10 protein-coding genes and 1 pseudogene are annotated in these 12,954 nt (G+C 58.2%); 9 read left to right on the forward strand and 2 right to left on the reverse strand.

The window, feature by feature from the left end:
- Position 1: 1 nt before the first annotated feature.
- The 5 genes and pseudogenes from ABH899_RS14000 (at position 2) to ABH899_RS14020 (ending at position 6,274) form a co-directional block, all read left to right on the forward strand.
- Positions 2-769, forward strand: coding sequence for an SDR family NAD(P)-dependent oxidoreductase (locus ABH899_RS14000; protein ID WP_218228722.1), 768 nt, complete (start codon positions 2-4; stop codon positions 767-769).
- Complete coding sequence (locus ABH899_RS14005; RefSeq protein ID WP_369997107.1) at positions 766-3,153, forward strand: heparinase II/III domain-containing protein; 2,388 nt, start codon at positions 766-768, stop codon at positions 3,151-3,153. Before ABH899_RS14000 ends, ABH899_RS14005 begins: the two co-directional genes overlap by 4 nt.
- A 262-nt stretch (positions 3,154-3,415) precedes the next feature.
- Positions 3,416-3,982, forward strand: a pseudogene (locus ABH899_RS14010) (cupin domain-containing protein); the annotation flags it as partial.
- Positions 3,983-4,771: 789 nt separating this feature from the next.
- The gene (locus ABH899_RS14015; protein WP_369997110.1) at positions 4,772-5,671 is read left to right on the forward strand and encodes an arylamine N-acetyltransferase family protein; all 900 of its coding nucleotides are present in this window, start codon (positions 4,772-4,774) and stop codon (positions 5,669-5,671) included.
- Between the two features lie 117 nt (positions 5,672-5,788).
- On the forward strand, positions 5,789-6,274 hold the full coding sequence (locus tag ABH899_RS14020; RefSeq protein ID WP_369997113.1) for an anthrone oxygenase family protein: 486 nt from the start codon (positions 5,789-5,791) through the stop codon (positions 6,272-6,274).
- A gap of 117 nt (positions 6,275-6,391) precedes the next feature.
- Here ABH899_RS14020 and ABH899_RS14025 read toward each other — a convergent pair whose 3' ends face one another.
- Positions 6,392-6,751: a VOC family protein gene (locus ABH899_RS14025; RefSeq protein ID WP_218228727.1), complete on the reverse strand. Its 360-nt coding sequence runs from the start codon at positions 6,749-6,751 to the stop codon at positions 6,392-6,394.
- Positions 6,752-6,855: 104 nt separating this feature from the next.
- On the opposite strand from ABH899_RS14025, the gene ABH899_RS14030 reads away from it, so the two are divergent.
- The 4 genes from ABH899_RS14030 to ABH899_RS14045 all read left to right on the forward strand — a co-directional run bounded on the left by ABH899_RS14030 (position 6,856) and on the right by ABH899_RS14045 (position 11,750).
- Positions 6,856-7,194, forward strand: coding sequence for an NADPH--cytochrome reductase (locus ABH899_RS14030; RefSeq protein ID WP_369997117.1), 339 nt, complete (start codon positions 6,856-6,858; stop codon positions 7,192-7,194).
- Positions 7,191-7,574 (forward strand): VOC family protein, encoded by a 384-nt coding sequence (locus tag ABH899_RS14035; RefSeq protein ID WP_369997120.1) that lies wholly within the window; start codon positions 7,191-7,193, stop codon positions 7,572-7,574. Before ABH899_RS14030 ends, ABH899_RS14035 begins: the two co-directional genes overlap by 4 nt.
- A gap of 458 nt (positions 7,575-8,032) precedes the next feature.
- Positions 8,033-10,546 carry an excinuclease ABC subunit UvrA gene (gene uvrA / locus ABH899_RS14040; protein ID WP_369997123.1) on the forward strand — a complete coding sequence of 838 codons (2,514 nt, stop codon included), beginning with the start codon at positions 8,033-8,035 and terminating at the stop codon, positions 10,544-10,546.
- A gap of 316 nt (positions 10,547-10,862) precedes the next feature.
- A complete protein-coding gene (locus ABH899_RS14045; protein WP_369997126.1) occupies positions 10,863-11,750 on the forward strand; it encodes a GNAT family N-acetyltransferase in 888 nt (295 codons plus the stop codon).
- 219 nt (positions 11,751-11,969) lie between these two features.
- On the opposite strand, the gene ABH899_RS14050 is transcribed toward ABH899_RS14045, so the two are convergent.
- Complete coding sequence (locus ABH899_RS14050; protein WP_369997129.1) at positions 11,970-12,899, reverse strand: ABC transporter substrate-binding protein; 930 nt, start codon at positions 12,897-12,899, stop codon at positions 11,970-11,972.
- Positions 12,900-12,954 lie beyond the last annotated feature (55 nt).

Raw genomic sequence — 12,954 nt, forward strand, 5'->3', positions numbered from 1 at the left:
AATGGCTATCGATTTAACGGGAAAAATTGCACTTGTAACGGGTTCCAATGCGGGAATAGGGCGCGCCGTCGCGGTCGCTCTCGCCGCACACGGAGCGAAGGTCGGCATTAACTGCCTGAGCAATACGGCCCAGGGAGAAGAAGTCGCGGAGACAATCCGCGCAGCCGGCGGCGAAGCCGTTCTGGTTCAGGCCGATGTGACGGACATCGCGCAAATCGACCGTCTGGTAAGCGAGGTGGAAGCGGCCTTCGGCGGCACCGTCGATATTTTGGTCAACAATGCCGGACACCTGGTGCAGCGTGTTCCGAACGCGGAAATGACCGAAGACATGTATACGCGGATCATGGACGTCAACTTCAAGAGCACGGTTTTTATGTGCAAAAGAGTGCTGCCCGGTATGGCTGCCAAAGGCTCCGGCCGCATCGTCAATATGACCTCCGTCGCCGCCCATAACGGGGGCGGGCCGGGTTCCAGCATTTACGCGGCCAGCAAAGGCGCCGTGATGGCTTACGCCAAAGGGCTGGCTAAAGAAGCCGCCGGAAGCGGCATCACGGTCAACAATGTGTCTCCCGGGTTTATCGGGAACACGATGTTCCACGCCACGTTTACGACGGATACCGCCCGTCAGGCCACGATTAACGGCATCCCGCTTCAGCGCGAGGGGACGCCTGAGGATGTCGCCGGAGCGGTGCTATACCTCGCCTCCGATCTGGCATCTTACCTGACAGGGGAGACAATCGAGGTTAACGGCGGGATGATGATGAGATGACAAGAGAACGGGAGTGGGAGCGAGATCGAGAGCGTATTAGGCTGCGCGATGGCAGTGAATCCCGACAGGAGCTTGAGAACGCATCCGGACAGCAGGGCCCGGGCAAACCCGCACCTCAGCGCCATGGCAAGAGGGGGCCGCAGCTCCGGAACGCACCCCAAGGAGTCATGCCGCAGAACGAGCCGAGCGGAGCGGGCGGCCCGGCCGAGGCTTCGGGACCGCTGTCCCGGTCACAGGCAAGCTTCCGGGACAAGGCGGCCCGTTTTCCGTGGGCGAGAGAGACGGCGGAAGCCATCCGTGAGGAACTTCTCCGGCTGAATGCCGCAGGCAGCCTGGCGATTCCGCAGGAACCCGGCGGCTGGTGGCACCAGTATGTGTGCCCGGTCCATCATACGGAGCTGCTGTTCGATCCGGCCGAGGCGGAGGCCTCGTCATTCCGCTGTCCGTACGGATGCGTGCTGGAAGGCGAAGAATACCGGGGCGCCTGGCTGGTGTTCAAGCACCAGTCGCTGGCCCGGGCAGCCCTTGAAGCGGCTGCCGTGCATGCGTCCCTTGGCGACGAGCCCTGCGCGCAGCTCGGCAAGGAACTGCTCATCGCGTACGCGGAGCAGTTCCCGTTCTATCCCGTGCACGCGGGCGCGCAGGGCTGGATGCTGAAGGGCAGAGCCTTCCACCAGGCGCTGACCGAAGCCATCTGGTCGACGACGCTGATCGGCGCATACCTTCTGCTGCGCGACGAAGGCGTATCGTTCGGCGAGGAGGAGACGGCAGCGCTCGGCATCTTCATGGGACTCTTGGAGGAGAGTATGACGGAGTATCGTCATATTCTGATCCACGAGCGGCAAAATGCCGAGAACAACTATACCGCCTGGCTGAACGCCTCCCTTTCCTGCGTCTATGCGGCCCAAGGCCGGAAGGACGCGCTGGAGGCGCTGATCGAAGGCGAAGGGGGCTTCAAGCACCATTTGTCCATCGGAGTTAACGCGGATGGACTTGAGTTTGAAGGCAGCACGTATTATCACGTGTTCGTGCTGCGCGCCTATCTCATCTCCGCCCGGATGGCGGAGAGGTTCGGCATCGACCTGTACGCCTGCGAAGGCGGGAACGGCCGGTCGATGCGCGGAATGTTCGAGGCCATGGCGGATCTGGCCGACGACCGGGGCGTGCTCCCGGCCCTGCACGACGGCCCTATGGAGCGGGGGCCTTACGCCCGGGAGATCGCCGAGATCGCCGAGCAGGGGCTGTCCCGCTACGGGATCGGCGGCCTGCGGCCGATTCTCCGCGAGGCGTACCGCCAGCTTGGCGGGACTCTCGCGTCGCCGCGTGCCCGCTGCGGGCTGGAGGCGCTGCTGTACGGCGAGGACGTACAGCCGGATGCCGCCGGTGAAGGAGGGGAGCCCCGGAGAGGCGCGAGGCTTTGGGCGGATACCGGCTTCGCTGCCGGCAGGAGGGCCGGGAATCCGCTCTCGTTCCTCGCCGATTTCGGCGGGCACGGCGGTGCTCACGGCCATTTCGACAAGCTTCATCTCACCGTCATGCACCCCGCCGGGACGCTGACGCCCGACTTCGGGGTGGTGCCTTACGGGTCCGCCCTGCGTCAAGCGTGGTACTCCGAAACGCGGAGCCATAACACCGTTACGCTGGATGGCCTGTCACAGGCGCCCCACACGGGGCAGTGCAGGCGATTCGAGGAAACGGAGGAGGCCCTCTACGCGTGGTTTCAATCGACCGGAGCGTATCCCGGCTGCACTCTGGACCGCCATCTGCTGCTGACGGACGGCTGGCTGCTGGACTGGTTCCGGGTAACCACGGATGACAGCGGGCCGCGATCCATAGAGTGGTGGATGCATCCGGCTGCGGAACCGCTGCCTGTTTCGGAGGAACACGGAGAACGGCCGGGCAAGGGGCATCCGGCCGCAGCCGGAACGTGTGAAGGGAGCGTGGGAGCGAATCCCGTCCTGCTTGCGGAAAGCCTGAAGGATGAACCGCTTACGCGGGCGTCCGGCGGAAGGTCTTTGTTAACCGGCAAGCGGGACCAGGACCCGACGGCTCCGGCTGCCGTGCAGATGCGGTATGAGCTGGGCGGCGAATCCGTGTACCACACGGCGCTAGTTATGGTGGGCGATGAGCTGCTTGCCGTACAGACTCCGGGAGATTCCGTCGATCCCAGCAGGCTTCTGACCGCGATTGTGCACAGCCATACGGGGGCGTCCGCTGATTTTATCCACGTTTACCGGGCCGGACAAGCGGTAGATCTTAAACGGCGCTCGGAGGGCGTTGTCGAAGTAGCGGCACGGGGAACCGATTCCGGGGAAACCTGTGCAAGAACAGTCCGCCTTTCCGGCAAGACAGGGCTGGAGCTGATGGAACCGGGCAGCGAGTGATTGACGGGAATTACGTGCTTGAAATAAACAAGGGACACCCCGGGATTCGGTGAGGGTGTCCCTTGTCATGTTCGGCCGATCTCTGTAAGCCGAGAAACGCCATGCTTCATGAAGTGCCAAGCAGTGCCGTTTGCTGCGGATTCGTGCGAGTACTCCTTCCTTACGGGTTTGGAAGTCCGGACTTACTTAAGCACATAAAACATTTCGTCCCCCCATACAAATAGGAAGGAGGAGAGGTTCCGTCATCACGAATAAGGAGAAGATGAATTTGGCGATTTCCTATATGGATTACACTTCACCGGATCTCCAGTTTTTTTATGATTTGCCGAAGAACACCGTGTTCAAAACGAACAGCCGCAATTACATCAATCTGCTCGGCTATAAGCAGCTCAATACGCTGGGCAACGCCTCTCTGCTCGACATTTATTTAAGCAAGGGGCATTATGTGGAGCCGCATTATCATCAAAACGCGTCGGAACTCGTTTACTGCGTCTCGGGTGCCGCTACGGTTTCGTTTATCAATCCCTTTACCAATAAGCTCTATCATATTCCCATTAAAACGGGGCAGGTAGCCAATGTGCCGCAGGGGTGGTGGCATTATGAGGAGGCGTCCGAAGACGATACCCATCTTATCGCGATATTCGATGCGCCTACGCCGGAAGTGATTCTGGGCTCGGATATTCTGAGGCTGACCCCCGCCCGTGTAATGGCTGAAACCTATTGTCTGGATGAAGAAAAGTGGAAAGAAGCGATCGCCCCCATTACGAAAACCGTTGCGATCGGACCGCTGGACAACTGCCGCCAAAAGCCGCAGACAGTCAGAAATTCCGGCGAAACGAACGATGAAATTCGGGGGAGCGGAACTGCCGCTAACGCAGGCTCGATTCTTCCGCCGGGTTACCCGGCCGCTTCTAACGGGGCCGCTCCCGCCCAGCCGTATCCGCCCGTGAATGCTCCGATCGGCTATCGCGGTCCGGCGGCTCCATACGGGAGCATCTCCAGCGCCGGGTACCCTGCTTCCGGATATCCCGCTCAATATTCTTCGCCGTTCTACGCAAATTCCGTTTCTGCGGGGAATTCGTATGGCCAGCCCTATGCCCGGCCGAACGCGCAGGCATATACGACGCAGACGCACAACCAGGCGTACAACCAGAACCAGACACACAACCAGGCATACAACACAGCGTACAATCAGATGTACGCGCAGCCACGACAGCCGTATCCGCAGACGCAGTCCGAAACTTACCGGACACCCGTGCCCGGGGCGCCAAGCTTTTAATTACGCGATAGAATAAGACCCGGCACCTCCGGGCACCCGCATGTAAAATGTAAATACCAAACCGAAGGTGACAACAGGCAGGCTTTGCAGTGGAGAGCGTCCGCCTGTTTTCTTGGTGCGGCAGCGGATGTTAGCGCGGACAGCCCGGCCTCCCGCGATCTTTCAACCCGCGGTGAGGCACTGCATGAAGATGTACAGCCGCACTCCAAGGAGCATCTGTACCGGTACAGATGCTCCTTTTTGGCGTTGTAGGTGCCTCCGCTCCCATCTAGAATGGAATTACGCGGCAGGAAATCCATTTCCGGGCAAGCGTAATACGGGTACCCGAGGTGACTCTTTATGTATACATTGACGAGGGAAGAAGTGCGCGCTTATTTAAAAAGAATCGGGATTTCGGAAATCGGGGCGCCCACGCTTCTTTATCTGGCTGAGCTGCACAAAGCTCACGTCAAACATCTTTCCTGGCAGACACTGGACATTTTCGGCGGAAAACCGGCCCCTATCGGGTTTAAAGAATCGGTGGCGCTCATTCTGAATCAGCGAAGCGGCTACTGCTTCCATTTGAACGGTGCGTTCAGCGTTCTTCTGCATTCTCTCGGCTACCGGGTGAATTTGCATCGTGCCGGCGTTCAGCCGATGGGAGCCGAGCCGCGGATCAATTCTTTTCATCTGGGACTGACCGTTGATTTTTCCGATGAAGAAGCGGGGAACGGGACCTGGATCGCCGACGTAGGGCTTGGGGATATGCCTTTCGAGCCGCTGCCTCTAAGCTATGGCCGTTATGTTCAGGGGCCTTACACCTACAAGGTGACGGAGTCGGGCGTTGCGGCTGACGGCTGGCGGCTGGAGCATGATCCCCTCGCTTCTTTTCCGGGTGTCGATTACGCACCCGACGTGCTGACGGATCTTGAAGAGTTCAAGCCGAACCACGAGTTTTATATCCGTTCCGAGGAATCTCCCTGGTTTAATAAGTTTCTGATCAGACAACGGAATGCGGCGGATGGCAATGAACTCAGAGGCTGTATCTGGAGTAGGCGGGATGCAAGCGGACTGGAAAAAACCGAGCTTCGCACGAAATCGCAATGGCTCGAGGTTTTGGCCGGTGTGTTCGATGAACAGCTTGTCAACTACAGCAAGCCGGAGCGGGAGGAATTGTGGAAAAGAGTCGAGGCGGCCCATTGCGACTGGCAAAAAATAAAGGAACGGCAAGAAAAGGCGGGAAGCCTGCCGACGGGATGATTCCGGTACAAATCGGTTATAACGAAATGCGGCTTTCCCGGCGTGACATGTCCGCTATAAAATGAGGGAAGAAGACAGCCGGATAAAGCCGGCTTCAGCGGAAGGAGCAGATTCGTAATGAGCGGCAGTTTGCTTACGGTTTTAACGTTTTGTTCCGCCCTCGGTTCGGGATTGAACGCGGGCTTGTTTTTCGCCTTCTCGGCGTTCGTTATGACCGCACTCGCCCGGATACCGGCGGAGCAGGGCATTGCGGCGATGCAGTCGATCAACGTCACCATTCTGAATCCCTTGTTCGGCATCGTGTTTATGGGAACGGCTTTGTTAAACTGCGTGCTGGCGGTCGCCTCGTGCTTGAACTGGGGAGAGCCGGGCAGCGGCTGGTTAGTGGCAGGCAGCCTGGTTTATGCCGCCGGCTTTGCGGTAACGATGGTGTTCAACGTTCCGCTGAATAACACGCTCGATGCCGTGAACCCGGGAAGCGCGGAAGGTGCCGACTTGTGGTCGCGTTATGTCGTCAAATGGACCGCCTGGAATCATGTTCGTACGGCCGCGTGCCTAGCGGCTCTGGCTATGTTCATACAAGCCCTCCGGCTGAAGGGATAAGCATGCCGGGACAGGCGGAAGCCGCACTCGAACCGTTGCGATAACGGCCGAATGCGGCTTTTGACGTTCTATGCCAGGATCTTAAAACGATATTCCGCAAGCGGGGCTTACAAGGGCTTATTCTTCTTGCCCATGGGACAAAATGTTGACCAGCTTGCCCAGCGGATCGCGCACAAAAAAACGCCGGACCCCCCAGGGCTCGTCAACAGGGCCGTACTCCGCAGGAAAGCCGGCCTTCTCCATGCGTGCAAGCGCTTCTTCCAGATCGTCCACTTCGATGGATAGAGCGGGTGTAGGGGTGCCGGAGCCTCCCTGCGAAGCGATGCTGATCTGGACGTTCATCGTCTCGCGGTTCCCGTATGTTGCGATCCAGCCGTGATCCATCAGCAAATCGAGACCGAGCGCCTCCTGATAAAAACGTTTGGCCGCCGCAAGTTCCGGCGATTCCAGGTTCGCAATGATTCGTTTAACTTTCATAGTCCGCCTCCGTTTATAAGCCGTTATATCCCGAAGGACTACTTCGACAAGCATGGACCGTTTCTCCTTGTCCGTGTGAAATTCGGGGGGCGCCCGATCCCTCAGTGGAAGGAACGCCGAAGACGTACGTGCAGCACCTGATGAAAGAGAATGCGGCGGAGCTGATCACTCTGCTCGAACAAGGCGGGCGGCTGTATGTATGCGGAGACGGAAGCCGGATGGCGCCGGACGTGGAAGAGGAAATCCGGCAGGCTTACGCGAATATCCATCAGGTAAGCCCGGACGAAGCCCGGAAGTGGCTGGACGGCTTGCAGACGCACGGACGCTACGCCAAAGATGTCTGGGCGGTCAATTACAGCGTCGAAGCGCAGCTTGAATTCGCCGTCACGCAAGCCGCCGGACGATCACCGGTTATTTTACGGAAGGGAAGGCGATTTTTATGAAAATCGAGCACGCGGCCCTATGGACGGCCGATCTGGAGCAGATGAAAGCCTTTTATGAAACTTATTTCGGCGCATCGGCGGGCGATAAGTACACGAACGTCAAGAAACAGTTTCAATCGTACTTTTTGCAGTTCGAAAGCGGTGCAAGACTGGAGCTGATGACCAAACCGGCGTGTATCGGGAAAGATGAGGGGCGGGTTTACCTGGGCTATGCCCATATCGCCTTCTCGGTCGGAAGCGAAGACAAGGTCGTGGAGCTGACGGAACGGCTAAGACGTGACGGATATACGGTCGAGGGCGAGCCCCGAGTAACCGGCGACGGCTATTTTGAAAGTGTTGTTCTGGACCCGGAAGGAAACAGCATAGAAATCACGGTGTAGAACCAACGGACCCCTGCGAGTTAAAAAGTACCCGGATGTATGCGAGCGCGGGTTGAAAAATTTTACGGCCCGCCCGAATAAAAAAAGAATACATACGGACCGGACACCGGCAGCTATCCGTTGCGGTTTAAAGACACAACACGTGTACGTGCTGTGTCTTTTTATTTCCGTCCAATCATTCGTCGAATGAGAAGAAGTCATCGGCATCAAGCACGCCATTTTCCTGGCCGAAGAGCTTCTGTACGCAGAACGGGGGATTTTTGCCGCACGGTTGTCGTTCCAATTCGTTTAGAACCTTAAAGTGCATGGCTACACATTTTGTAAGCAAGTGCCTGATACAGCAAGCCCAAAAGACTTGAACCTTCTCATTTGCATGAATGTTATAGAATAAGGTTGTGTGGCTGGAAAAAATGCTTCTACTAAGGAAGAAGAATCAAATACGAACGGAGGACTTATTTGTGAGCAGCGAGATCTTGATCCGGGGAGCCCGGGAAAACAATCTGAGGAACGTGACGCTTCGCATTCCGAAATACAAACTGGTCGTGCTGACAGGACCTTCGGGCTCCGGCAAATCGACGCTGGCCATGGATACGCTCCAGCGCGAGTGCCAGAGGCAGTATATGGAGTCGATGGGCATGACCTCGGACGCTATTGCCAAGCCGAAGGTAGACGCGATTATAGGGTTATCCCCGTCGATCAGCGTAGGGCAGCATGTCACGAACCGCAATCCGAGATCGACCGTCGGTACGATTACGGATATTCATACGTACCTGCGGGTCATTTACGAGAAACTGGGCGAGCGGCCCTGTCCGGACTGCGGAAAGCGCTTCGTACCGGCACCTGACGGGGAAGCGGCCGGACAGGGGGACGGAGAAGACGGGGAGGACATGCAGCCGGCCGTGAAGTGTCCGCATTGCGGCTCCGGCATGGAACGTCTTACGCGCCGGTATTTCTCCTACAACACGCCGGAAGGCGCCTGCGGGGAATGCGGCGGTCTCGGTCATACGGTTACACTGAACATGGATGCCGTTTTCGATGAGGAGAAAAGTTTGCGGAACGGCTGTGTAACGGCATGGTATGACATGATCACGAAATACAACCTGTCGATCCTCGAAGCGGCGGGGGAACATTACGGCTTCACCTTCGATGCCGATCTGCCCCTTAAAGAATACGGGGCCGTCCAGTGCGACCTGCTTTACTACGGTGTCGAGAGCGAGGCGTTCTCCGGGCATTTTCCGGACGTAAAGCCGCCCAAGTCGGTCAGCGGCGGGAAGTTCGAAGGCGTAGTAACCGGCATCTGGAGACGCTACAAGGAGAAAGGCGGCGAATCGGGCGAGTCGGCGCTGTTCCTTGAAGAGACGTGCGCCGCCTGTCACGGCGCCCGGTTGAAGGGGAGCATCCGGCAGGTGACGGTCGGCGGCGCTTCCATCTCCGATATTTCCGGCTGGGCGCTCCAGGATGCGCTCGGCTGGCTGCAGCGGCTGATGGGAGAGCTGCAGCCCGAGGCCAGGGAGATGGTCGGTTCGCTTCTGCACGATCTGACCGTCCGGACGGAGCGGATCGTGGCTGTCGGCCTGGGCTATCTATCCCTGAGCCGTCAGACGGTATCGCTCTCCGGCGGAGAGGCGCAGCGTCTCCGGCTCGCTTCCATCCTCGGCTCGGGACTGACCGGCGTGCTGTACATCCTCGACGAGCCGACGGCCGGGCTGCACCCGCGGGATACCGAAGGGCTGATTGGCGTGTTGAAGCAGCTGAGAGACCTCGGCAACACGGTACTCGTCATCGAGCACGACGTCGAAATGATGCAGGCCGCGGACCACGTGATCGACATGGGCCCCGGTGCGGGAAGCTTCGGGGGCCGTGTCGTCGGAGAAGGGACGCTCGCGGAGCTTATGGCCACCCCCGATTCCGTCACGGGAGCGTTCCTGCGAGAGTCTTCCGGCATGACCGCGTCCCTGTCCCGGCAGAGACGGCCGGGAAACGGCCGGTTTCTGAACGTTCACGATGCCTATGAACGGAATCTGAAGCATATCGACGTGTCCTTTCCTCTAGGCTGTCTGACCGCCGTCACCGGCGTATCGGGTTCCGGAAAGTCGACCCTGCTTTTCGGTCTGGTGGCCGCGGGCGGAAGCGACGAGCAGCAGCGCCGCGGCTGCCGGAGCATCACCGGTTTCGGCGGCATCGGCGGGATCGTGACGGTCGACCAGTCGCCGATCGGCCGGATGAGCCGGTCCAACGTTGCGACCTACACCGACGTATTCACGGCGATGCGGAGTCTGTATGCCGGCTTGCCCGAAGCGAAGCGGGCGGGGCTTACCGCCAAGCATTTCTCGTTCAACACGCCGGGCGGCCGCTGCGAGCACTGTCAGGGGCTCGGTGTTGTGCCGATGGACATGTTCTTCCTGCCCGGTCTTGAAGTCCGCTGTCCGGTCTGCCGGGGGAGTCGGTTCAAGGAAGAAGTGCTGCGAGTCACCTGCAACGGGTACTCCATTTCGGACCTGCTGAACATGACGGTTCAGGAAAGCCTGCCTCTCTTGCAGGGCAGAATCAAGATGGACGGACAAATCGCTCTTTTGACTGAAGTGGGATTAGGTTACCTGCACTGGGGGCAGTCGGTCCGGACCCTGTCGGGAGGAGAAGGGCAGCGGATCCGGCTTGCCAAGGAGCTGGGCGGCAAAACGAAGCAGCACACGCTGTATCTGCTGGATGAGCCGTCGACGGGCCTGCATCCGCGGGATACCCGGCAACTGCTCGTGCTTCTGAACAAGCTGGTCGACGCGGGCAACACGGTTATCGTCGTGGAGCATAATCTCGACATGATTCGCGAGTGCGACTGGGTCGTCGATATCGGGCCCGAAGCGGGAGACAAGGGCGGAGAAGTGGTGGCCGCAGGCACACCGGAGACGGTGGCGGCGGTCGCAGCTTCCCATACCGGACGCTTCTTAAAAAAAGCGCTGGCCGCCGCTTATTAAAAGAAGCCCCTGCTCACGGCCGAAATCTCGGCCGCGAGCAGGGGCATTTTCCGATCCCGGCCCCCTGCGGGCTTGAAGGAGCCGAGACGGGCGGCGCGGTCCTCACCGTCATGCGGCTCCGCACCGTGCGCCGGGAGCCGCGCCGTATGTCTGCCGCCTCAATCGCGCGCGATAAGCCTCTAAGGTATGACCAGCCGCCCGGGCCGAAAAAACGACTATAATCAAATCCACCTTAACGGCGCGGTCTATTTTTCGCTTACAATGGATAGGACCGGGAGCCTTCACGGCTCTTACTACATGGATAAGGGGAATCTGAATGCCGGATACCGGAATTGTTCTACCTGTAAATCGTTTAACCCACGACCAATTGGCACAAGTGAAAGAGCTGGAAAAGCGCTGTAACGAATACGATTCCATTACGTTAAAGTTGAACTGGGATATGCTCGAGAACCGGAAAGCGGAAGAATGCAGCGACTGGCTTTATGTCGAGAACGGAAAAGCAGTCGGTTTTCTGGCGCTGTTTGCCTTTAAAAGCAGCGAAGCGGAAATCAGCGGCATGGTGGACCCGGAATACCGCCGCCGGGGAATTTTTCGGAAGCTGCTCGAAGCGGCCGACGAGGAATGCCGGAAGCGCGGAATACCCGAACAACTGCTTATTGTGCAGCGGGGGTCGGAGTCGGGGCGCTCTTTCGCCGGATATGCCGGAGCTGCTTATGAATTTTCCGAGTATTGGATGGAGCTGCCCTCGGGTTATGACCGGGACGTGCTGAACTCCGTCATTTCTGCCGGTCAAATCGAGCTGCGTCCCGCGGAGCAAGCGGATATGGACTTAGCGATCCGGCTGGACGTTGCCGGGTTCGGCGTCACGGAATCGGATGCCAGGGGATTCAACGAACAGAAGTTGGCCGCGGCCGGAGAAAGCTTCTGGATTGCCGAGCTTGAGGGGATTCCCATCGGGAAAATCAACATTCAGCTCTACGACGGCGGGTTTATTTCCGGATTTTGCGTGCTCCCGGAATACCGCGGACAAGGTCACGGCAGAGTGATCCTGGGCAAAGCGATTTCCATAGCGGAGTCGAACCGGCTTACGGGCAAGCTGGCTCTGGAGGTGGCGGCGAGCAATGACCGCGCACTGGGTTTATACAAATCGGTGGGCTTCGTCGAGCGCAGCGTAAACGATTATTACCGCGTCACCGTGGGATAACCGTCATGTAAAAAGGACATCGGGGAGGCTGCCCCGGTGTCCTTTTTTTTCTTGGAGACGCTTGATTTTCTGCGAAACGGTACTTTAGAGGCGAAGCCCATAGGGGCCGCCTAATCCTGCACAAGAAGGCAGCCGTCCGTTGCCGAAGCGGAACCGGAACGGGGAACGCAGGCAGTGCGAACGTCAGCAGGCGGTATAGGTGTGAATGGAGTCCGGTCGTTAAGGACGCAGCGCTTTCATGACGTCGTCCACGATTTTCTCGGCCGCGATGACGCCGTTATACAGCCAACTGCTGGTTGAAGCGATCTCATAAACGTGACCGTTTTTAACTGCCGGGATGTTTTTCCAGAGGTCTTCTTCCAGGTTTCCGGCCTGGCCTTTATCGTAATTGACGAGAAAAAGATAATCGGCGTCCAGCTCGGCCAGCTTCTCCAGCGAAACGGGCACCCAATTGGCCTTGGAGTCCGGCAAGGAATTCAGCAGGCTCGGTTTGTTCAAGCCCAAGTCTCCATACAAAACCGCTCCGCTGGAAACATTTCCGTTGACGACGTAGAAGGTTTTCTTGGTGAGCCACAGAACCGCGACTTTTTTGTCTCCGAGCGTTCTCTGCAAGCTGTCTTTTGACTCTTTTGTCTTCCGGTCGTAGGCATCCAGCGCTTTTTTCGCTTCCTCTTTTTTGTTTAACAATTCGGCCATTTTCGTTAATGTTTTTTTATAATCGTCGGCGTCCTCCTTCGAGAGGACAAAGGTAGGGGCTATTTTCGCATACTGCTCGTAAAGACTCTCTTGAGCGGCGGCTTCCGGGCGGAGGATGATCAGGTCCGGGTTGAAGCTGAGAACGGTCTCCGGCGGCAGATTCGAAGGGATGGCGGGAATTCCCTCCAACTGAGGGCGTAAATATTCCTGTACGTTTCCGCCTTTTACCGACCATTGGGCCACGGGTTTGATGCCGAGGGCAAGCAGGGGATCTTCCAGGTAAGAAGCGATAATGTTCTTGGGCTCGGCAGGTAGGTTCACTTGGTGACCCATCCCGTCCGTGACCGTTTGCTGGCGGGGCTGTGCGCTCTCCTTATTGCCGCAGCCTGCCGTCAAGGCAAGTAGAAGCAGGATACATAAAGCGAGCGTGCCGGACTTTTTGAGATTAAACACGGTAGAATTCCTCCATATATGTAGGTTGTAAGGGTAGCCTTTTCCAAACAACAGT

It is taken from the genome of Paenibacillus sp. RC84 (genome assembly GCF_041260495.1).
Lineage (GTDB): Bacteria > Bacillota > Bacilli > Paenibacillales > NBRC-103111 > Paenibacillus_F.